This is a genomic window from Bifidobacterium lemurum, assembly GCF_014898175.1.
GTDB lineage: Bacteria > Actinomycetota > Actinomycetes > Actinomycetales > Bifidobacteriaceae > Bifidobacterium > Bifidobacterium lemurum.
This window is the reverse complement of sequence record NZ_CP062948.1, coordinates 756,343-778,123: the sequence shown is the minus strand read 5'-3', so window position 1 is coordinate 778,123 and position 21,781 is coordinate 756,343. Positions and strand designations below refer to the sequence as shown.

At 64.7% G+C, this 21,781-nt stretch carries 18 protein-coding genes and 1 other RNA gene; 12 read left to right on the top strand and 7 right to left on the bottom strand.

The window, feature by feature from the left end; genetic code table 11:
• Positions 1 to 81: 81 nt before the first annotated feature.
• A complete protein-coding gene (glf, locus tag BL8807_RS02990) occupies positions 82 to 1,254 on the bottom strand; it encodes a UDP-galactopyranose mutase (protein WP_094725313.1) in 1,173 nt (390 codons plus the stop codon).
• 305 nt (positions 1,255 to 1,559) lie between these two features.
• Here glf and ffs point away from each other — a divergent pair.
• Positions 1,560 to 1,656, top strand: an RNA gene (gene ffs, locus BL8807_RS02985) — signal recognition particle sRNA small type.
• On the opposite strand, the gene BL8807_RS02980 is transcribed toward ffs, so the two are convergent.
• Positions 1,653 to 2,915 (bottom strand): ATP-binding protein, encoded by a 1,263-nt coding sequence (locus tag BL8807_RS02980; RefSeq protein ID WP_072726257.1) that lies wholly within the window; start codon positions 2,913 to 2,915, stop codon positions 1,653 to 1,655. The two genes, ffs and BL8807_RS02980, sit on opposite strands and share 4 nt — an antisense overlap.
• Positions 2,916 to 3,114: 199 nt before the next feature.
• Between BL8807_RS02980 and BL8807_RS02975 the strand changes: the two genes are divergently transcribed.
• From BL8807_RS02975 to BL8807_RS02960, 4 genes are all read left to right on the top strand, one after another.
• Positions 3,115 to 4,080, top strand: coding sequence for a phosphatase PAP2 family protein (locus tag BL8807_RS02975; RefSeq protein ID WP_072726259.1), 966 nt, complete (start codon positions 3,115 to 3,117; stop codon positions 4,078 to 4,080).
• A 163-nt stretch (positions 4,081 to 4,243) separates the two neighbouring features.
• The gene (topA, locus tag BL8807_RS02970; RefSeq protein WP_072726261.1) at positions 4,244 to 7,330 is read left to right on the top strand and encodes a type I DNA topoisomerase; all 3,087 of its coding nucleotides are present in this window, start codon (positions 4,244 to 4,246) and stop codon (positions 7,328 to 7,330) included.
• Positions 7,331 to 7,484: 154 nt separating this feature from the next.
• On the top strand, positions 7,485 to 8,162 hold the full coding sequence (tmk, locus tag BL8807_RS02965) for a dTMP kinase (RefSeq protein ID WP_072726263.1): 678 nt from the start codon (positions 7,485 to 7,487) through the stop codon (positions 8,160 to 8,162).
• Positions 8,159 to 9,313 (top strand): DNA polymerase III subunit delta', encoded by a 1,155-nt coding sequence (locus BL8807_RS02960; protein WP_072726266.1) that lies wholly within the window; start codon positions 8,159 to 8,161, stop codon positions 9,311 to 9,313. The genes tmk and BL8807_RS02960 overlap by 4 nt, the downstream gene beginning before the upstream one ends.
• A gap of 197 nt (positions 9,314 to 9,510) precedes the next feature.
• Here BL8807_RS02960 and BL8807_RS02955 read toward each other — a convergent pair whose 3' ends face one another.
• A complete protein-coding gene (locus tag BL8807_RS02955) occupies positions 9,511 to 9,777 on the bottom strand; it encodes an HPr family phosphocarrier protein (protein ID WP_072726268.1) in 267 nt (88 codons plus the stop codon).
• A gap of 209 nt (positions 9,778 to 9,986) precedes the next feature.
• On the opposite strand from BL8807_RS02955, the gene ptsP reads away from it, so the two are divergent.
• Positions 9,987 to 11,636 (top strand): phosphoenolpyruvate--protein phosphotransferase, encoded by a 1,650-nt coding sequence (gene ptsP, locus BL8807_RS02950; protein WP_072726270.1) that lies wholly within the window; start codon positions 9,987 to 9,989, stop codon positions 11,634 to 11,636.
• On the opposite strand, the gene BL8807_RS02945 is transcribed toward ptsP, so the two are convergent.
• Both BL8807_RS02945 and BL8807_RS02940 read right to left on the bottom strand, forming a co-directional pair.
• On the bottom strand, positions 11,605 to 12,084 hold the full coding sequence (locus BL8807_RS02945) for a type II toxin-antitoxin system VapC family toxin (protein ID WP_072726273.1): 480 nt from the start codon (positions 12,082 to 12,084) through the stop codon (positions 11,605 to 11,607). The genes ptsP and BL8807_RS02945 overlap by 32 nt on opposite strands.
• Positions 12,081 to 12,392: a FitA-like ribbon-helix-helix domain-containing protein gene (locus tag BL8807_RS02940; RefSeq protein WP_072726276.1), complete on the bottom strand. Its 312-nt coding sequence runs from the start codon at positions 12,390 to 12,392 to the stop codon at positions 12,081 to 12,083. The genes BL8807_RS02945 and BL8807_RS02940 overlap by 4 nt, the downstream gene beginning before the upstream one ends.
• 132 nt (positions 12,393 to 12,524) lie before the next feature.
• Between BL8807_RS02940 and BL8807_RS02935 the strand changes: the two genes are divergently transcribed.
• The 3 genes from BL8807_RS02935 to BL8807_RS02925 all read left to right on the top strand — a co-directional run bounded on the left by BL8807_RS02935 (position 12,525) and on the right by BL8807_RS02925 (position 16,485).
• Entirely contained in the window at positions 12,525 to 13,079 is a 555-nt protein-coding gene (locus BL8807_RS02935; protein WP_072726278.1) for a YbhB/YbcL family Raf kinase inhibitor-like protein, read from the top strand.
• A 151-nt stretch (positions 13,080 to 13,230) separates the two neighbouring features.
• The gene (locus tag BL8807_RS02930) at positions 13,231 to 14,811 is read left to right on the top strand and encodes a C69 family dipeptidase (protein WP_072726280.1); all 1,581 of its coding nucleotides are present in this window, start codon (positions 13,231 to 13,233) and stop codon (positions 14,809 to 14,811) included.
• A 156-nt stretch (positions 14,812 to 14,967) separates the two neighbouring features.
• Entirely contained in the window at positions 14,968 to 16,485 is a 1,518-nt protein-coding gene (locus BL8807_RS02925) for a formate--tetrahydrofolate ligase (protein ID WP_072726282.1), read from the top strand.
• A gap of 217 nt (positions 16,486 to 16,702) precedes the next feature.
• On the opposite strand, the gene BL8807_RS02920 is transcribed toward BL8807_RS02925, so the two are convergent.
• On the bottom strand, positions 16,703 to 17,053 hold the full coding sequence (locus BL8807_RS02920; RefSeq protein WP_072726284.1) for a tautomerase family protein: 351 nt from the start codon (positions 17,051 to 17,053) through the stop codon (positions 16,703 to 16,705).
• 206 nt (positions 17,054 to 17,259) lie between these two features.
• On the opposite strand from BL8807_RS02920, the gene BL8807_RS02915 reads away from it, so the two are divergent.
• A complete protein-coding gene (locus tag BL8807_RS02915) occupies positions 17,260 to 17,793 on the top strand; it encodes a GtrA family protein (RefSeq protein ID WP_072726285.1) in 534 nt (177 codons plus the stop codon).
• A 306-nt stretch (positions 17,794 to 18,099) separates the two neighbouring features.
• Here BL8807_RS02915 and BL8807_RS02910 read toward each other — a convergent pair whose 3' ends face one another.
• Positions 18,100 to 19,524 carry an MFS transporter gene (locus BL8807_RS02910; protein WP_072726287.1) on the bottom strand — a complete coding sequence of 475 codons (1,425 nt, stop codon included), beginning with the start codon at positions 19,522 to 19,524 and terminating at the stop codon, positions 18,100 to 18,102.
• A 246-nt stretch (positions 19,525 to 19,770) separates the two neighbouring features.
• On the opposite strand from BL8807_RS02910, the gene BL8807_RS02905 reads away from it, so the two are divergent.
• Together BL8807_RS02905 and BL8807_RS02900 are read left to right on the top strand one after the other, a co-directional pair.
• Positions 19,771 to 20,430: a histidine phosphatase family protein gene (locus BL8807_RS02905; RefSeq protein ID WP_072726319.1), complete on the top strand. Its 660-nt coding sequence runs from the start codon at positions 19,771 to 19,773 to the stop codon at positions 20,428 to 20,430.
• 203 nt (positions 20,431 to 20,633) lie between these two features.
• Positions 20,634 to 21,707 carry a hypothetical protein gene (locus BL8807_RS02900; protein WP_072726322.1) on the top strand — a complete coding sequence of 358 codons (1,074 nt, stop codon included), beginning with the start codon at positions 20,634 to 20,636 and terminating at the stop codon, positions 21,705 to 21,707.
• Positions 21,708 to 21,781: the final 74 nt, after the last annotated feature.

Genomic DNA, 21,781 nt, shown 5'->3' with positions numbered 1-21,781 from the left:
CACAATTAGACGGCTTTCCCGTCCTTGTCTGGAAACCGTCTGAACGTCCGCTTCATTCCGGAAGTCCGACGGCGGCCGCCCTTACTTGGTGAGCATGGGGGCGATTTTCTTTTCGTACGCGTCCAATGCGGTGGCGATGACCTGGTGCATGTCGTAGTACTTGTACGTGCCCAGCCGGCCCCCGAACACCGTGAGCGGCTCCTTGGCGGCGAGCTCCTCGTATTTCGCGTACAGCTCCTTGTCCGCGTCGGTGTTCACCGGATAGTACGGCTCGTCGCCACGCTCGGCGAACCGGCTGTACTCCTCCCACACCACCGTCCTGTCCGGGTTCTGGCTCTCGCGGCGTTCGGGATTGAAGTTCTTGAACTCGATCGCCCTGGTGTACGGCACGTCCGCGTCCGAGAAGTTCATCACCGGACAGCCGAAATGGTCGCCCTCGTCGTAGCGCACCTCCCTGAAGTCCACCGTGCGCCATTTCAGGTCGCCCAGCGCGTAGTCGAAGTAGCGGTCCACCGGGCCCGTGTACACCACCGGCACGCCCGCCGCCCTGAGCGCGTCCTTGTTGTACGGCTGCGAGGCGTCGAAGAAGTCCACGCCCAGGCTCACGTGGATCCGCTCGTCCGCGACCATGCGCTCCATCCACGCCGTGTACCCGTCGACGGGCAGGCCCTCCCACGTGTCCTGGAAATACCGGTTGTCGTAGTTGAACCGCACCGGCAGGCGGTTGATGATCGACGCCGGCAGCTCGGCCGGGTCCGTCTGCCACTGCTTGGCCGTGTACTCCTTGATGAACGCCTCGTACAGGGGACGGCCGATCAGGGAAATTCCCTTGTCGTTCAGGTTCTTCGGATCCTGGCCCGCCAGCTCGCCCGCCTGCTCCGCGATCAGGGCCCTCGCCTCGGCCGGCGTCATGTGCGCGCGGAAGAACTGGTTGATCGTGCCCAGGTTCGTCGGCAGGGGATACACCTCGCCGTCGTGCGTGGCCCACACGCGGTGCACGTAGTCCGTGAACCCGGTGAACCTGTTCACGTACTCCCACACGCGCGGGCTCGACGTGTGGAACAGATGCGCCCCGTACTTGTGGATCTCCGCGCCCGTCTCCTCGTCCACATACGAGTACGCGTTGCCCCCGATATGGTCACGCACGTCGATCACCTCGACGCGCGCCCCGGCCAGCTCCGCCGCCTGCTGCGCCACCGTCAGACCGAACAAGCCAGCACCGACAACAACCAAATCCGGATAATCCACAGCCATGGAACGCAACCTTTCATCACCGATGTTCGTTTCGCTCCTCATAGTACCCGCACGTGGTCCGGACCCGCCCGAAGCGTGGCTTGACGCGGCGGAGCGTGCGGGTCGTGGTGGTGGAGCGTGCGAGCCGTCGCGGTGGAGCGTGCGGGCCGTCGTGTCGGGGCGTGTGCGGGACGCGGTGGCGGAACGTGCGGGCCGTCGTGCCGGGACGCAGCGCCGGCGTCGCCGTCGGAAGCCCCGCTTGACGCGGCGGAACATGCGGAGGGACGCCGCGCGACACGGCGATGACCAGGGGTGCTGTACACTAGTGAGAGCCTCCACGCGGCGCTATGTCACCCAACTCCCCCAGGGCAGGAATGCAGCAAGGGTAAGTGGCCTCTGACGGGTGCGTGGAGGTTTTTCTATGCGCCGACGAAGGCGTCGGAGCTCCACAGCGCGCTGATGGGGACGGCCCAGAGGTTGCCGGGCCATTTCATGATGCGCGATCCGGTGTAGATAAGGTATCCACGGTGGAAACGTTCGTCCTTGGCGAGATCGGCAAGACCCTTGAAATCCTCCCTGGCGACCTTGGATGAGGATTTGACCTCGACTCCGACGAGTCGGTTGCGCCGGCTCATGACGAGATCCACCTCTTTGGGATGGCTGCCGGATTCGCGCCAGTAGAAGCAATCGGGATGCGCGTTCGACCATTGCACGGAGGGGACGATCTGATTGACGACGAACGATTCCAGCAGATTGCCGTAATCGACCGGATTGGACTGTGGATCCCGCCCTTTGGAAAGCATGGTCTGGATGCTGAGCGAGGTGTCCACGGGGTGGATTTTGGCTCGGGTGAAGGTCTGCCGATTGGGGGTGGTGCGGATATTGGGCAACGCGTGAATCAGGAACCGGCGCATGAAAATGCCGATGTAACGGTCTATGGTGCGGCGGTCCAGCGCCAACTCGTTGCCGAGCGCGCTGGCGTTGAGAATCCCGCCCGGCGTGCAGAGGAGCTTCTCGAGAATGCTCTGCGCGATGACCACGTCGAGTTTTTCGTCGGGGAGAATCGTGTCTCCCAGCACGGCCCGGATGTCGTCGGAGACGAGTTTCTCACGTTCCCACTCGCTGTATTGCGCGTATTCGGCGCAGTATTCGGGGAAGCCGCCCGCCGCCATGAGATCGTACAGATCGGCGCGGGAGATGCTTTCCTCATAGTCGGTGTTCGGCTCGCCCTCCCACAGGTCGTCGACGAGACTGGTCGGAATTCCGCGCAGCTCGCGTTGGGTCAGCGGGCTCATGATGAAATGCTGCGAGCGTCGGGCGAGGGGGTCTTGTCCGTCGAGTCCTCCGCGGTTGATGATCGCGCTGCCGGTGAGCAGGAACTGGGTTTGCCCGGAGGGGAGCGCATCAGCGATTTCCTTGATTTCCAGCGGCAGTTCGGCGATGCGTTGGGCTTCGTCGATGATGACCGGCAGTGTGAGTCCTCCAAGCCAGCCGTGCAGATCCTCCCGCGCCAGTTCGTAGGTGTTCTGGTCCGCAAGCGTTTCGTAGGCGAAGCCGGACGCGGCGAGCTGTTGCCGCATCATCATGGTTTTGCCCACCGCCCGCGCGCCTTCGAGAACGACGATTTTGCGTTTCGCCTGCAGCAGGGCGTCTGCCAATGGCCTGGGAATATACTCGCTCATAATCTAAAGTATACATTGGATGTACAAAAATTTCGACATCGGATGTACAAAAAATAGTGCATCGAATGTACAAAAAATACATTCAGGTGACTTGGCGAGTGGAGTTCCACGACTTGGAGACCATGTGGGTTGTGCGGATTTTGCCGTGAGCGGGCGTGCCCATGGCGGCTGTCTGGGGTGCGGCCGTAGAGTCGTGGGTATGAACGACGAACAAGAACTCGACCGCGGACTCGCCCGTCTTGATCCGCTCGCCATACGGCCGCGCCTCTCCAGCCGCGTCATCTGCCTCGTGTTGGCGGCGGTGTTCCTGGCCGCGGCGTTCGGCGCGTGGTGGCTGGGCGTGTGCACGGCGGAAGGCCAGTCCTATGAGGATATGATCTGGACGTTCTTCGATGAGCCCGTGCCCGGTCTGCTCGGCGGCCTGCTGACCGTGGTGGGGCGGTCCTGGGTGGTGATCGCCGTCAGTTGCGTGCTGGGCGTGCTGGGAGTGATATGCGCCGCCGTGCGCCGCCGCTGGTGGCTGTTGGGGCAGATGGTCGTCTTCGGCGCGCTGTGCGCCGCGGCCGAACTGCTCAAAGGCGCGCTGCCCCGGCCGTTCCTGATCAACACCGAATCGCGCGCGCTGAACTCCGCGCCTTCGGGACACACCATTCTGGCCGCCGCGGCCGGCATGCTGCTGGTGTTGGCGGTCCCTCGCGTCTGCCGGGCGCTCGCCGCCGTTCTCGCCGCCGTCTGGTCGGCGCTGGTGGGAGTGTCCGTGGTCGTGGCCCAGTGGCATCGCCCTTGCGATGTGGTGATGGCGCTGCTGCTGGTGGGCGGCATCGCCATGGTGGTGATGGCGTTCACCCGGCGTTCCGGTATGGACGCGGTGGGGTCCCGCGCCTCGTCGACCGGATCGCAGATCGTGGGCAGCGTGCTGCTCACCGCGGGCCTGCTGGCCGTGGCGTATGCCGCGTATATCGTGTGGCAGGTGCTGCCGGGCCTGTCGGTGAGCGCGTCATGGTCGCTGTCCGGCGCGGTGGTCTCCTCGATGGTGCTGATCGCGGCCTGCGCGGCCGTGGTGTTCGCCTCCGCGTTGGCGATGCGTCAGATCACGGCCTCGCCGCTGACCCGTATCGGTCTAATCGGAGCGCCTCCCGCGCCGCCCGATCCGGCTTCGCGTTGAGATGGCCGGCGTGCGGCGTGCGGATGATACGATCGCACTGAAGCGGATGGTCGCACCGAAGCGGCCGGGCGCAACAGGCGCACCCAATTTGGCGCTTGGCCGTATCGCATGAGTAAGATGACGCCAAGAACCCCGCGATCGTGGGGAGGATGAAGGAGCAAGCATGGCAACCGGCACCAAGCTCGTTATAGTGGAGTCCCCGACCAAGGCCCGCAAGATCGGCGGCTACTTGGGCGAGGGATACACCGTCATGGCGTCGGTGGGCCATATCCGCGATCTCGCGCAGCCCAGCCAGGTCCCCGCCGAGGAGAAGGCGAAGTTCGGCAAGTTCGGTGTGGACGTCAACGACGGGTTCCGCCCGTATTACATGGTGGGCGCCGACAAGAAGCGCACGGTCTCCGAATTGAAGGCCGCGTTGAAGGACGCCGACGAGCTGTACCTCGCCACTGATGAGGACCGCGAGGGCGAGGCCATCGCATGGCATCTGGTGCAGACGCTCAAGCCCAAGGTTCCCGTCAAGCGCATGGTGTTCCACGAGATCACCAAGGACGCGATCAACGCGTCGTTGAGCCAGACCCGCGACGTGGACGGCCATATGGTCGACGCGCAGGAGACCCGGCGTGTGCTCGACCGTCTGTATGGATACGAGCTGTCGCCGGTGCTGTGGCGCAAGGTTGGGCCGGGCCTGTCCGCGGGACGTGTGCAGTCGGTGGCCACGCGTCTGATCGTGGAGCGTGAGCGTGAGCGCATGGCCTTCCGCCGCGCGCCCTACTGGGATGTGGTCGCCACGCTCGGCGCGCCCGACGCGTTGGGGGAGCATACCGAATTCAACGCGCGTATGGTCTCGCTGGGCGGCAAGCGTCTCGCCGTCTCCAAGGATTTCGGCCCCGACGGGCAGCTGACGCCCGCGGGCTTCTCCGACAATGTGCTGCAGCTTGACGAGGCCGGCGCCACCGCCGCGGCTGCCGCGCTCAAGTCGGCCGCGTTCACGGTGATGTCGATGGAGACCAAGCCGTACCGCCGCCGTCCGCAGCCGCCGTTCACCACCTCCACGCTGCAGCAGACCGCGGGCAACCGTCTCGGCATGAGCTCGCGTGCCACCATGCGCGCCGCGCAGGGCCTGTACGAGAACGGCTACATCACCTATATGCGTACCGATTCGGTGACGCTGAGCCAAGAGGCCATCGCCGCCGCCCGCGCCAGCGTGGAATACCACTACGGCAAGGCCTTCCTATCCGACGCGCCCAAGCAGTACGCGACCAAAACCGCCGGCGCGCAGGAAGCCCACGAATGCATCCGCCCCGCGGGATCGCGCTTCCATGATCCGGCCGAACTCGCCTCGAAACTGCCGGTCGACCAGCTGCGCCTGTACACGCTGATCTGGCAGCGCACACTCGCCTCGCAGATGGCCGACGCCACCGGATCGACCGCCACCGTGAAGCTGTCCGCGCCCACAGGCGAGACCGGCGAGGCGGTGTTCCAGGCTTCCGGCACCGTGATCGAATTCCCCGGATTCATGAAGGCCACCGGTGGCGCGGGCGCGTCCGGCGCGGCGAAATCCGCTGCGGCCGGTGCCGACGCCGCCTCCGCCGACGGGTCGGATTCGGCCGCGAAAAGCAAGTCGGTCGGCAAAAGCGCCGACGACAACGCCTCGCTGCCGCCGATGACCACCGGGCAGCGGTTGGCCGCCTCCGAAGTCGTGGCCGACGGTCATGAGACCCAGCCGCCCGCGCGCTACACCGAAGCCTCGCTGGTCAAAACGCTGGAAGCCAAGGAGATCGGCCGCCCCTCCACCTACGCGAGCATCATCTCGACGATTATGGACCGCGGATACGTATACGAGCGCGGAAGGGCGTTGATCCCCAGCTGGCTCGCGTTCTCCGTGACCAAGCTTTTGGAGACCAACTTCCCCAAACTGGTGGACTACCAGTTCACCGCCGATATGGAGAACGGGCTCGACCAGATCGCGCACGGCAAGGAGACCGGCCGCGAATGGCTCACCCGCTTCTACTTCGGCACCGGCGAAGGCGCGGCCGCAAACGCCGACGAGGCGCATGAAGGCCTGCAGCAGCAGGTCGCGCAGCTGGGCGAAATCGACGCCCGCGCCATCAACACCATCGATATCGGCGACGGCCTGCACGTGCGCGTGGGCCGGTATGGGCCGTATCTGGAGGATATGGAGCATACGGACGCCGAGGGCAATCCCAAGCGCGCCTCCCTGCCCGATACGCTCGCGCCCGACGAACTCACCGTCGAAGTGGGGCATGATCTGATCGAGAACCATTCCGGCGGTCCGCGCGAACTGGGTGTGGATCCGGCGACCGGTGGCACGGTCGAGGTGCGCAACGGGCGGTTCGGTCCATATGTGGCGCTGGTGATGCCCGCCGGCGAGGGCGAGACCGCCGCGGCCGGTGCCGCTGGCTCTGCGGGCGCGAAGAAAGGCTCGAAGAAGGCCGATGCCGCGCCGCGTCCGAAGATGGCGAGCCTGTTCAAGACGATGAGCCCAGAATCGCTGACTTTGGAGGATGCGCTGCGTCTGCTCAGCCTGCCGCGCGAAGTCGGCACGTATGAGGAGGCCAACGCCGAAACCGGCGAGGTGAGCCAGGTGACCGTCGCCGCCAACAACGGCCGCTACGGCCCGTATCTGACGAAAACCACGCCCGACGGCAAGTCCGAGACGCGTTCGCTGGGCTCGGAGGACGAGATCTTCACCGTGGACGTCGATAAGGCCAAGGAGCTGTTCTCCCAGCCGAAGTACGGGCGTGGACGCGGGCGCGGGGCGGCCAAGCCGCCGCTGCGCGAGTTGGGTGCGGATCCGGAGACCGGCAAGCCCGTGACCATCAAGGACGGGCGGTTCGGCGCGTACATCACCGACGGTGAGACGAACCGCACGCTGCCGCGCCAGTATGCTCCCGAGACGATCGAGCCGGCCGACGCGTTCCGTCTGCTGGCGGAGAAGCGCGCGGCGGGCCCTTCGACCCGCGGGCGCGGACGTGGCGGCCGCGCCGCTTCGGCGAAGGGAGCGAAGGGCGCGAAAGCCGCACCGAAGGTGAACGCCGCCGAGGCGAAGCGCGCCGAGCGTCGCGCCGAGGTGAGGAAGCTCGCCGACAAGGGATGGGCCAATACGCGCATCGCCGAGAAGATCGGCTCCACCGCGGCTACCGTGAAGGGCGACATCGACTGGCTGACCGCCAACGAAGGGTACACGCGCCCCGCCGTGGTCGCCAAAACCCCGGCCAAAAAGAAGTAATAAAAATGACGAACAGCCCGGACGAACAGCCCAGTGGGCTGTTCGTGACAGCGAACAGACGAACAGTCCAGTGGACTGTTCGTGAACGCGAGTAGCGATAGCGTAAACGAGCGTAGATCGCCAACCGTTGATCGTTGGCAGCAATGAGGTAAAAATGTGCGGACTGTTCATCTCCTTCGAAGGCATCGACGGCGTAGGCAAATCCACCCAAGTCGAGCGTCTGCGCGCCTTCGCCGAGTCCCTGGGTCGTGAGGTCGTGGTGACGCGCGAGCCTGGCGGAACCGCGCTTGGCGCGGCCATCCGCCGTATGCTGCTGCACGGCGTCGACGGCGCGGCCGCGGATATCTCCCCGCGTGCGGAGGCCCTGCTGTTCGCCGCCGATCGCGCGCAGCACGTCGCCGAGGTGGTCCGCCCGGCCTTGGATCGCGGCGCGGTGGTGATCACCGACCGGTATCTCGACTCATCACTGGCCTATCAGGCGGGCGGCCGCGAACTGACGGCTGAGGAGATCCGCGGGCTCAGCATGTGGGCCACGCGCGAACTGCTTCCCGCGCGCACCTACCTGCTGGATATGGATCCGGCAGCGTCGCATGCCAGACTGCGTCATGACGAGGATCGTATGGAATCCGCCGGCGATGGCTTCCAAGCGCGTACGCGGCAGGCGTTTCTCGATTTGGCCGCCGCCGAACCGAACCGCTTCCGCGTGGTGGACGCGAGCCGGACCATCGACGAGGTGTGGGAGGCAATCCGCACGGATTGCGCGGATCTGTTGAATCAGGGACCGTCGGACTATGATCGGTCGGACCGGAAAGAGAACGGCGGCGTGCGATGAGCGTATGGGATTCCATTATCGGGCAACAGCCGGTGGTCGATATGCTCAGCCACGTCGCGTCCGGCGATCCCAAACAGATCACCCAATCCTGGCTGATCTGCGGTCCTCCCGGGTCGGGACGATCCAATATGGCGCGCGCGTTCGCGGCCGCGTTGGAAAGCCCGGACCACGGCTTGGGCGGAGAGATGACGCGCGTGTCCAGCCAGGTGCTGGCCGGCACCCATCCTGACGTGACCGTGCTCGCCACCGACAAAGTGACCATCGGTATCGACGAGGTGCGCGACCTGATCACGATTTCCGAGCAGATGCCCAGCACCGCGCCGTGGCGCATCATCATCATCGAAGACGTCGACCGTATGCTCGAGCGCACCACCAACGTGCTGCTCAAGGAGATCGAGGAGCCGGCCGAGCATTGCATCTGGCTTCTGTGCGCTCCCAGCGCGCAGGATGTGCTGCCCACGATCCGCTCGCGCACGCGCATCGTGAATCTTGCGGTGCCCGGCACACAGGCCGTCGCGGAATTCCTGGAGGCGGACGCCGGCGTGGACGCGCATATCGCACGCCGCGCCGCGAGGCTGGCCGAAGGGCATATCGGCATCGCGCGCATGTACGCCACCGACGAGCGGGCCATGTCGGACCGCGACGAATTGGTTTCGGGCGTGCTGCGGTTGTCGCGCGCCTCGGATGCCGTATTGTTGGCCGGCGACCTTATCGACAACGCCAAGGCGCAGGCCGAGGCGGACGCCGAACGGCGGGCTGAACGGGCGGAGGCGGAGTTCCGCCGCGTGAACGGTTTGGGGGAAAAGGACCGCATTCCGCCGAAGCTGCGCGGTGCCTACAATGACGCCGTCGGCAAGAAGGACGATGCGAAACGGTTCGTCACGCGGCGCACGCGCGACGTGCTCGACCGGGCGCTCAACTCCATCGCCTCGGTGTATCGCGATGTGGCCGTGTTACAGAACAACGCCGAGGATTCCGTCGGGTTGGTGAATCTGGAGAACCGCACGGCGGTCACCGAATTGTCGGCGCGGCTAAGCCGTTCCGCGGTGGTGTCGCGTCTTGATGAGGTGTCCACAGCGCGCAGGCGTCTCGCCGGCAACGGCAATCCCACGCTGGTGTTCGAAGCCCTTTTTTGCGCGCTGATGCCGTGATTGTGGCGAATCTCATTGGATTTCCCGCACGTGCGCATCTTCGCAAAGGATGGAAGTTGAGTTTGGTGTGTCGGATTCGCTTAGCGAGGCCGATTTTTCACACCAAACTTCTCAATCAATCGTTTTACTTGAGTGGGACCGGATGGCCCGGCACACCAAACTCGAAATTGGTCTGAAAACAGTGCCGGGCGGTGGTGCTACTCGGCTTTGGTGAGCGTGGCGATGAGCTCGTCGGCCACGGATTCGGCGTTGTCGCCTTCGACGGTCAGTTCGACGTCGTCGCCCTGCTTGATGCCCAGACCCATCACCGACAGGATCGAACCTGCGGGAACCGGGGCTCCGCCTTGCTTGGCGATGGTGACCGTGCAGCCGGAGGCCGTGGCGGCGCGTGAGAATTCCGCGGCCGGACGGGCATGGATGCCCACGGGATCGCTGATGGTGGTGGTACGGGTTGCTGTTGCCATGGGTGACCTCCTTGGGTCTGAATGCGGCGGCCGGCATTGGCGCTGCCGCGATTGAGCAACGCGACGATCGCGTTGGCTGACGTTCAACGTTTTTAAGTATATACTATTAACAAATTGCGCGTGCGCGCATGACGCGGTATCGGCAAGGGAGTGGATACCCGTTGAAATTGGCCGGATTGCACCGACCGTGATAAAAAAGGAGCCCTCTTATGAAAATCAAGGGTGTTGGTATTGGACGTGGCGTCGCGGTTGGACCGGTGATTCGTATGGCGCCGCCGCTGGCGGAACCGGCGGATGCGCCGCGTGCGGAGGGTGTCACTGCCGAGAGCGAGATCGCGCGTGCGCGCGAATCGCTGGGGCGTGTGAACGCCGACCTGAACCGTAGGGCGGCCGAGGCGGCGCAGGGCGACGAAGGCGCCAAGCAGGCGGCCCCGATTCTCGAGGCGATCGCCATGTTCGCCTCCGACCCCGCGCTGGCCACCTCCATCGAGGGGTTGATCTCAGACGGCAAAACCGCAGAACGCGCGGTACTTGAAGGCTTCGGCCAGATCGAGGAGATGTTCCGCATGATCGGCGGATACCAGGCCGAACGCGCCGCGGACCTTCACGACGTCGGCCAGCGTGTGATCGCCGACCTGATGGGCGTCGCCGCGCCGGGCGTGCCGGTGAGCGACACGCCGTTCGTGCTTGTGGCTGAGGATCTCTCGCCCGCCGACACCGCCGGACTCGATATGGATAAAACGCTCGCCATCGTCACCTCGCAAGGTGGCCCCACCTCGCATACCGCGATCCTCGCCCGCGCCCTCGGCATCGTCTCCGTCGTCTCCGCCGCCGAAGCCGCCGATCTGACCGACGGCGTCACCGTGATTGTGGACGCCGCGCACGGCGAGATCACCGTCGATCCCAGCGGCGAGCAGATCGCCGCCGCCGAAGCCGCCAAGGCGCAGGCCGCCAAGGCCAGGGAGCTGCGCGGTCAGCCGGGCGGCACCAAGGACGGCACGCGTATTCCGCTGCTCGCCAATGTGGGCAAGCCCGCCGACGCCGCCTCCGCTTTGGAATACGGCGCCGAAGGCGTGGGCCTGTTCCGCACGGAGTTCCTGTTCATCGGCAACAGCGAGCCGCCGAGCGTGGAGGAGCAGACCAAGGCCTATATCGAACTGCTTTCGCAATTCCCCGGCAAGAAGGTGGTCATCCGTCTGCTCGACGCCGGCGCCGACAAGCCGCTGCCGTTCCTGACCCCCGAGGACGAGCCGAATCCCGCGCTTGGTCTGCGTGGTCTGCGCACCCTGCGCGCGCATAAGGACGTGCTCGAAGGGCAGCTGCGCGCCCTGGCCGCGGCCGACGCGCAAACCGACGCCGACCTGTGGGTGATGGCCCCGATGGTCGCCGACCAGTGGGAATCCGACTACTTCGTGAAGTTGGGCAAAAGCTTCGGACTCAAGAAGGTCGGCGCGATGGCCGAGGTGCCGTCGATCGCGCTGATGGCCGACAAAGTCGCCGAAGTGGCGGACTTCGTCTCCATCGGCACCAACGATCTGACCCAATACACGATGGCCGCCGACCGCACGCTCGGCTCGGTCGCCGGATATCAGACCGCCTGGCATCCGGCGGTGCTGCGCGCGATCAAGCTGATCTGCGACGCGGGCAACGCGCACGGCATGCCGGTGGGCGTGTGCGGCGAGGCCGCGGCCGACCCCGATCTGGCCGTCGTGCTGGCCGGACTGGGCGTCAACTCGCTGTCGATGACCCCGGTGGCGCTGGACGACGTGCGCGCCGCGCTCGCCGACGTGACCATCGACGAAGCCCGCGCCAAGGCCGCCGCCGCGCTCAACGGCGACTGCTACCAGCCCGCCCAGTAGGTGATGTCGTTCGAGATGACGCGGGCGGATCCCATGGGTTGATCAGGGGTACGTCCGCGTCTTCGAAATCCTTGATGTTGCGTGTGGCCACCGCGCATCCGTTGGCGCGCGCGATGGCGGCGATCTGCGCATCCTGTGTGCTGACGGGCCGGCCCATACGTTGTCGTTTCGCCCTGATGTCGGCGTAGGCTATGACCGCCGCGGCGTCGAAGGCGAAGGTGCGGTTCTGGTAGTACTCCATCGTGCGCGCGATGGTTTCGCAGTACGTCCGCTTGCGCTGCCCCTCCGGCAGCAGCGCGACGCCGAATAGCAGCTCTCCCACGGTGATCGTGGTCAGATGCAGCCGGTCGACCGGGGTCGAGATCAGCCAATCCACCACATTGGGGTTCGGACTCGGGCTCATGGCCTCGGAAACTACGTTGGTGTCGAGAATGACGGGCCGTCTCATGATTCCTCACCTCCGCTTGATGCGGCCGAATCCGCGAACGGAGGGTGGGGCTGGCTGAAATCCCGATCCGGCAGAGGGAGCGGCTCGTCGTCTTCGGTGATGCCGTTGTCGCTCATGATGCGACGGATATCGGCCAGCCAATCCGCGCCGGTGGGGGCGGTCCGGTCTTTCTCCTCGATGTACTTGCGCGTGACCTCCTCGACCACGGAACGCAGTTCGGCCTCGGCGGACCGGCCGTGGTCCCTGGCCATCTGCTTGAACTGCTCGGCCACCTCATCATCCAATTTACGCAGCGTGAATGTCGCCATGGTGCCTCCTTGTGTGCCGAGTGCTTTCGCTGAACCGTATGCCAACAATGCTAGCATAATGCTGTCACATACGCGACGTATGATGGAACAGGACCTGCGGATGGGCGACAGGCAAAGGAAAGAAGGCCAGCAATGAAGATCTCAGCCGATTTCACCGTGATCCCGGACGATTTCGCCAAGGCGGCGGCACCGGAATACCGTACGGGCGGCGTGCCCGTCATCTCCTTCCCGTTCTACATCGACGATGTGTCGCCCGAGGCTCGCTATCTGCATTGGGAATTCACCGACCCCGACTCGATTCCCGTCTGCGGGTTCGAATGGATCCACTGGTCCGTGGCGAACCTGCCGATCGAAGCGCTGATGTTCGACTTCAACGATTCGCACGCGCTCGCCATCCCGCCCGACTTCTCCCGCCAGATGCCGGCGATGATCCCCGAAACCGTGCAGGGACGCAACTCCTCCGCCTCGAAATTCGTAGGGCGCGAGAACGACCCGGCTGTGATCATGCGCTACAACGGGCCGCAGCCGCCTGACCAGGACCACGCATACTACCTGCATGTGTGGGCCACCAAGAAGCCGCTGCCCGGGCTCAACCAGGGCTTCTGGCTCAACGAGATGCACCACGCCCTGCGCGGTCTTGACGAGATCCCCGACCAGACCGGCATCTTCCTGACCGGCAAGGTGTGAGACGGCCGCGTCGCGCCAACGAATGATGGGCGGAGAGACCCGGATGCGAATCCGGACTCCCGCCCATTATGCATACTGGCACGCGCCTTATGTTCCCGCCGCCACGATACACTCGTAGAGGTTTGTTTTCGTCAGAAAGGACGTGCATTTCATGGCCTGCACCACGATTCTGGTCGGCAAGGACGCGAGCTATGACGGCTCCACCATCATCGCCCGCAACGAGGATTCCGCGAACGGCGAGTTCTGCCCCAAGCGTTTCGTCGTCGTCACGCCCGAGGAGCAGCCTCGGCACTACCGCGCGGTGATCTCCCACGTGGAGATCGACCTGCCGGACGATCCCATGCGGTACACCGCCGTGCCGAACGCCGATCTCAAGGAGGGCATCTGGGGCGAGGCCGGCGTGAACGAGGCGAATGTGGCGATGAGCGCCACCGAAACCCTCACCACCAACGAGCGCGTGCTCGGCGCGGATCCGTTCGTGGAGCTCGTGCCCGCCGAGGGCGGGAATCCGGAGATTCCCGGCGGCATCGGCGAGGAGGATTTCCTCACCCTCGTGCTGCCGTATGTGACCACCGCCCGCGAGGGCGTGGAGCGTCTTGGCGCGCTGCTCGAGGAATACGGCACCTATGAGATGAACGGCGTCGCTTTTTCCGATGTGGACGAGATCTGGTGGATGGAAACCGTGGGCGGCCACCATTGGATCGCCAAGCGCGTGCCCGACGAGGCGTATGTGACCATGCCCAACCAGCTGGGCATCGACGAATTCGATCTGGACGACGCGCTGGGCGAGCAGGAGGAGCATATGTGCTCCGCGGACCTGGGCGAATGGATCGAACGCAACCATCTGGATCTGTCGGTCGAACCCTCCTCGCCGTTCAATCCGCGTGACGCCTTCGGCTCGCACTCCGACGCCGACCATGTGTACAACACGCCCCGCGCGTGGTGGATGCAGCGCTTCCTCAACCCCTACGACGAGGTGTGGGACGGCCCCGACGCGGAACACAATCCGGAAAGCAACGACATTCCGTGGGCCCGCCAGCCCGAACGCAAGGTGACGATCGAAGACATCAAATACGTGCTCTCCGGCCACTATCAGGGCACGCCGTATGATCCGTACGGCAAGCTCGGCGACGAGCACACCCGCCACATGTACCGTCCGATCGGCATCAACCGCCAGAGCCAGCTCGCCGTGCTGCAGATCCGCCCGTACCGCCCGCAGGTCTCACGCGCGATCCAGTGGATGGCGTACGGCTCCAATCCGTTCAACACACTGGTGCCGTTCTATGCGAATGTGGAGGTGACTCCGGAGTATCTGGCGGACACCACCACGCGTGTGACCACCGAGAACTTCTACTGGGCCAACCGTGTGATCGCGGCCCTGTGCGACGGCGCGTTCGCCGACACCTCCAACGCGGTGGCGCGTTACCAGGAGAAGACCGGCGCGTACGGGCATGCGATGCTCGCCGCCACGGACGCGAAGATCGCCGACCTCACCGGCATCGCGCTGGACGCCGAATTCGACGCCGACGAGACGGACGGCGACGTGCAGCCGATGGAGCCGGAGGAGATCATCGAGGCTATCCGGTCCGGCGCGGACGCGCGCGGCATCCTCGCCGCCGCCAACCAGGAGCTGGCCGACAAGCTCAAAGCCGACACCGACAAGCTGCTCGACTCCGTGCTGTTCACCCGCAGCATGGCCATGAACAACGGCTTCCACCTTTCCGATTTCTAGAATCCCCGCGCCTCGCTGCGCTCCGTTCGGGATGGCGGAAAGAATGCCTCGTCATCCCGAACGGATGGGTCGTCATCCTGAGTGGATGGGTCGTCATCCCGAGCGGAGTCGAGGGATCTCACTCAGACCGTCAAACCACACCAGAAAGGACCAGATATGACCGATATCAAGGACTTCACCAGCCAGTACGGACTGGTTGAGAAAATCGACGCTTTCGGCTATCTCGACGCGTTGAAAGCCAATCCGGACGCCCCGCGCAAGCACGGCAAAATCGTGCTGGTCACGGCCGACACCCCGCTGATGGCCTCCCGCGGCGAAGGCAAGACCACCACCACCATCGCCCTGATCGACGCGCTCAACAAGCGTGGGATAGACGCGGCCGCCGTGCTGCGCCAGCCGAGCATGGGCATCACCGCCGCCGGTTCCAAGGGCGGCGCGTCGGGCGGCGGCAAGGCCTCCCTGACCCATCCCGAACTCATCGACTGGGGCCTGACCGGCGAGATGGCCGCCATCGCCGCCGCGCAGAACCTGCTCGTCTCCTTCGCGGAGAAGGCCATCGACGAGGGACGTCTCGACGACATCCTCGTGCCGCGCGTCTCCGAAGTGCCGAGCCGCTCCCTGCGCGCGATCACCGTGGATGCGGGCAAGAACAACGTGGCCGAGAAGGTCGTGCTCACGCCGACCTGCGAGCTTATGCAGATCGTGTGCCTGTCGCGCTCGATGGACGAGATCGGCCGCCGTGTGGCCGCGATGATCGCCGGCACCAAGGACGGCAAGGCCGTGACCTTCGGCGAATTCATCGACCTGTGGCGTATCACCGACATGCTCGCCGGCGCCGTGATGCCGGCCAAGACGGAGACCGTCAACGGCTCGCCCGTCTACGTGCATGGCGGTCCTTTCGCCAACGTGTCCATCGGCATTCCGACGCTCGCTTCGGTGCAGATGGCCTGCTCGCTGCATGATGTGGTGATCGTCGAGGCCGGCTACGGCGCCGACGCGGGCGCGCAGAAGTGGCTGGACATCGCCTGCCGCGAGTACGGCGCGCAATGGCCGTCCGCCGCGATCGTCGTGACCCGCGCATCCACGTGGCGCGACGATCCCGAGTTGGCCTGGCGCTACCCCTTCCATGTGGATCGTCTGGAGAAGCTGGATATCCCCACCTTCCCGCTGGTCAATCTGTGGGATGGCGAGGACGATCAGATTCCGGCGCTGCGGGACACCGCCAAGGAGCTGGAATTCCGCGATCCGATCATCGGCAACCTGTACCGCGACGGCGGCGAGGCTCTGGCCCCGCAGCTCGACCAGTTCGTGGACGCGCTGGTCGGTGGCTCGATGCCGGCCGCGCCGCATAGCCACAAGGGCATGCCGTTGGTGGAGAACGTCAGGTGGATCGCCGAACAGGCCTATGGCGTGCCGGCCGAGCGTGTGGTGCTCAAGGACGGTTTCGCCTCCTCCCTGACCGAGGCGAACGAGCTGTGCATGAGCGCCGGAGTGTCGTTGGACGACATGGCGGTGGTCGCGGTCAAATCGCCCGCGACGATGACCGACAACGACAGGGCCGGCGAGGACGAGCGTACGGTGACGCTGAAGAAGGTCGAAGTGCATGCGGGCGCGGGCCTGGTGCATGTGAACCTCACCACCAGCCTGACCACCCCCATGCCGAAGATCGTCTGACGTGTTCCTTTTGTCAGCCTGAGCTTAGGTCGTTTGGCTCATTACTTTCGTCATCCTGAGCGCAGGCCGTTAGGCCGGAGTCGAAGGATCTCGTAACGGTGGAGATCCTTCGACTCCGCTGCGCTCCGCTCAGGATGACAAGGGACAGGCCGTTTGGAATGACGAGGGGGCGTTGCGTCGAGTGGCGCAACGCCCCCTCTTGCGTGGGTGCGGAGTCTTAGAAATTGCCGCCGTTCCAACCCCAGTCGGAGGTGGCGGTATAGCGGATGTAGGTGCGGTCCTGCGGAATGCCGAGCGTGGATTCGAGCGCGGCCATGATCTGGCGGGTGAGCTCCTCCCATACGGAACCCGGCACGGCGGATCGGCCGAGCAGATTGACTTCCACATAGGCGGCCGGAGCGCTGTCGTCGCCGCCGAAATAAATCGGCATATCGTCCTCGAACGGGCACATCAGCCAGCCCTCGGACTTGCCCGGCACGGCGGTGATCGCCTTGCCATAGGCGGATTTGAGCGCCTCGCGCTGCTCGGGCGTGGTGCTGACGGACACATGGGTGTGGATGACGGGCATGATGCCTCCTTGGATTGCGGACGATGTTCCGTACCCATCATAGGTCGCGTCGGGATGCCTCGGCCGTGTCCGGCGACGGCGGGCGGCTCGGAGGAAGCGAAGATATGGGAATGAAGGATTCTCTGTGTGAATGGGGGAGAATCGGCCTGCTGCGTCGTAAGAGACGTGTTTAATGGACGATTGTGAAAAAACTGATCGCACAGCTTATGAAGTTCGGCATCGTGGGCGTCATCGCATTCGTCATCGACTATGGTCTGATGAACCTGCTGTTGGCGCTTCATATGCACAACATCCTCGCCAGCACCATCTCGTTCCTGGTGTCGTTGGTGTTCAACTATCTGGCGAGCATGAAGTTCGTGTTCAAGCACCGCCCCGATATGGCCCGTTGGATGGAGATCCTCATCTTCGTCTCGGCGTCGGTGGTCGGCCTGTTCATCAACGAGCTCATCATCTACATCTCCACATTCGGCATGAACCATGACGCCATGGTCACGCAGCACGCCGAATATATGATCCGCACCAACATCGGCAAGCTCGTCGCCACCGCGGTGGTGATGGTGTGGAACTTCCTGATTCGCAAGTGGCTGCTCGACGACACCCACACCAATGCGATGAACCGTCTCAAGCGCGCCGACAACCGATTGACCCCCGAACAGCTCGAAGCCAAATGGGAGAACAGCTTCTCGCATCGGCTCGGCATGTGGTCGCTGGAGCACACGCCCCAAGGCTGGCCGAAGTAGACGGCGGCACATACGAAAAGCCCGTTGGAATCTGAACTGGGTACAGTTCAGATTCCAACGGGCTTTTCGTGTATTCGTCTCTCCAACGGGCTTTTCTTTATTCGTCATGTCGAGCGGAACGCAGTGGAGTCGAGACATCTCGGCGGACTGAGATGCCTCGACTCCGGCTTCGCCTTCGCTCGGCATGACGAAGAAGAGTGGGGGCTTCGTATGACATGACGAAGAAGAGTGGGGTCTTCGCTCGGCATGACGAAGGAGGAGGGGATGGCATGCCGAGGAAAAGCGCTTCGCTCGGCATGACGAAGTTCACACGGCGACTTCGGTGAGGGTGGGCTGTTCGGTGCTGGACTTGATCTGCTTGAAGCCGATGAACGCGATCACCAGCGAGGCCAACGCCAGCACGGTCACCACCGTGAATCCGCCGTGCGAGCCGTACCGGTCGATGAACTGGCCCGCGATCGCGGAACCGGCCGACGAGCCGATGGAATTCATCGCGCCCATCCACGCCACGCCTTCGGTGAAGCGGGTCGGCGGCACGAGATGCAGCATCAGCTGGTTGCCGTTGATCCACGTGGGCGCCTGGCATACGCCGATCACCAGATAGATGAGCATGATCACCCACAGATGCTGGGCGAACATGAACGTGCCGATGCCGATGTTCACCACGGCCAGGCAGAAGTAGAAACGCTTCCACAGCGGAATCGTCCAGTTCTTCGCACCGTACAGCAGCGCGCCCACCAGCGAGCTGAAGGAGAAGCAGGCGAACACGAAGCCCGTGTACTGCTTCATATCCTGCTCGGTGGCGAAGGCGATGATCGAAATGCCGGTGGCCGACTGGAACGCGCCCAGCGAGAACCAGGTGACGCACACGGCGATCAGACCCGGGCCCCAGATGGACTCCTTGGTGGCGGTCGCCTGCTCGGCCAGCGCCACCTCGATCGCGGCGCGGATCTCATCCTCCGAAGCGCCCTGCGCGCGCTTCTCGCGGCGCACGGTTTCGGCGATGGCCTCCGTCTTCAGAGCCGCCGCCTTGGCGGCCTCATGTTCGCGGTATTCCTTGCGGGTCATTCCGGCCTCGCGCGCCAGATCGCTTTGGCTCGGCGGCTCGGTGCTCAATTCGGTGAGCACCATCAGCGCGCCGATCACCACGCACATGCCGGTGAACGAGAACGCGAGCAGGCCGGAGATCACGGCCAATGTGGAGGCGAGCGGATTGCCGATCACCCACATGCACTCGTCGAACACGCCCGACAGGCTCAACGCGCGGTTCGTGCGCTCGGAATCGCCCTTCAGCAGGCGGGTCCAACGGGCGCGGCTCATCGCGCCCCACGGCGGAATCGCCGCGAGGAATGGCACGATGCAAAACAGCACCCATTCAGGCACATGCGCGTTGATGCACGAGATCATCGCGGTGGCGGCGACCATCCATACGATGATCGTCGGGATGGAAACGCGGCGTTGACCGAACTTGTCGACGAGTTTGCCCAGCACCGGGCTGGCCACGGCCAAAGCGATCGCCTGCACGGCGGTCAGCGCGCCGGCCAGCGAATAGTTGCCGTAGAAATGCTGCACCGAGATGGTGATGGTCATACCGACCATCGGGAACGGCATGCACGCGATCACGGAGCCGATGGAGAAGCGCGCGGTATGCGGTATACGCAGCAGCTCCGCGTACCCGCCGAACAGGCGACGTCCCAGATCCTTGACGACGTTTACTGACCCATGTGACATGACAAAACCACGCTCCTTTCCGCTCCCGATTGGATGTCCCCCGGCGCTTGGCGTCGCACCGGAGCCCTCATCGATACTGATGTGCTGTGTCCATGGTCGCGCAAAGTTTGCGTGAATGAGAAGATCCCTCTTCGCATATTTGCGTCGAAGCAACTCTAATCGCAGCGCCGGCCACGACACGCGGTACATTGGTATATCGATACAAGGATTTTCCCCCATATGGGGCGATGCGAGGAAGGCCGGCAGATGAGCGCAACCACCATACATTTCGTCCGTCACGGCAAGGTGTTCAATCCCGACCATCTGCTGTACGAGCGGCTGCCCGACTTCCACCTGTCGAACCGGGGCCGGCGCATGGCCGAGGCCACCGGCGCCTACATCGCCGCGAATCCGCAGATGAACACGGTGGCGGCGGTCTACTCCTCGCCGCTCGACCGCACGCGCGAGACCGCGGGCGCGATCCTCGAGGCGCTCAACCGGGTGCGCGCCGAACGTGGCGAGGGCGAACTCGAGCTCATCACCGACGAGCGGGTGATCGAGGCGGAGAACGAATTCCGCGGCAAGCGCATCGGCCATGGCGAGGGCGCGCTGTGGAAAAACGGCAACTGGAAGCTCGTGCTCAACCTGTACAAGCCCAGCTGGGGCGAGTCGTACCGGCATATCGCCGAGCGCATGGACGCGTTCGCGCGCGAGAAGGTGGCGCAATACCCGGGCCAGCAGATCGTCGTCGTCAGCCACGAGTCGCCCATCTGGAGCTACCGACACATGCTGGAAACCGGGCATCCCGAACATTGGATGTTCCTGCGGCGCACGGCCCTCGCCTCCGTGACGAGCGTGACCTACGACAACGAGACCGGGCGTGTGATGTCAATCACCTATGTCGACCCTGCGGCCGACGTGAAATAGCGCGAGAATGGAGACGACGCTGACTTGAGCCGTCCGCTCGGGCGGGCGTGGTCTGCGTCGTCGTGAGCGACGAGACCGATGTGACCGATGCGACCGGCATAGCCGGCATGACGGTTGTGACCGGCGTGACGGCCGGCTTGGCCGAGCGAAGGCGGGAAACCCGACATAACGCTTCCGGTGAGGGGAGCGGCGAAGGAGCTGATATGGAAACCGCAGTCATCGAGCATGTGGCGGGGTGCCCCGCGGTGCGTGAGGCCGCCGAGGCGGGCGCCGCGCTGGTGGACCTGTGGCCGCTGACCGACGCGAGGCAGTTGGACAACGACGCGAAATACGCGGAGGAGCTGCAGGTGCGCGTGACGCGCGCGTTCGCCGCGGTGATGACCGGGCTGGACGTGACCATGGCCGATGCGGAATTCGTGTATGAGGGCGCGGACGAGATTCCGGGCCGCCCGCAGGAGATCGTGGACGCGCTGCTGGACGCCAACGACGCCTACGACACGATGGGGGAGTTCTCGGATGGCGGGGATGCGGGACTGCTGTACGAGGCGGCGCGTCTGCTGGGCGTGGAGTGGGACGCTTCGGTGCGCGATGCGGTGGGCCGCGTTATCGCCGATGCGCAGGAGGCGTTGGACGATGGGGAAGCGCAGGCTGATGATGGAGCCCCGGCTGATGGGGAGACGGCCGACGATATGGCGGCGGCTGACGGCGCGGCGGAGGCTTTTGCCGTGGTTGATGGCGATGCCGCCGGTGATGCGGCCGATGGGACTGCCTCCGGAGCCTCGGCAGATGGGAAGGCCGCTGATGATACGGCTGATGGAGGTGCCTCCGGAAGCGCGGCGTCGCTGGCCCGACGTTTCGCGGTGGCGCTGTGCGCGTGCCATCGGCTGGTGAACGCCGTTGCGGGGCCGTGTGACGATGGGGATGCGAATTCGGGTGCGGGCGCTGACGTTGATGGCGGTGCCGCCGCCAGGCGCGTGCTGCCGGTGCTGCTGTTCGTCAACGAGTTGCGGGAGCGGTATGGGATTCCGCGCATCTGTCTGACCGCCGAACAGATCCGCACGCTGGTCGGCACGCGCGAATCGCTGGATGACTTGGTGGAATTCGTCGCCCCACTGGCCGGTGAGGAATGGTCCAAGCATCGCGAGGATGTGCTGTGGGATCCGGACGAGGCGAAGAAACGCGCCAAAGAAGAGGACGAACGGCGCAACAAGGAGGCGCTCGCCGCCAAGTTCGCGCATATCAAGGACGATCCGAACAAGCCCCACGTGGAACTCTGATCAACGAAAAGACCCCTGCCGGGCCGTACCTGCGACTGTCAGACGAATCGCAAGTACGCCCCGGCAGGGGTCTT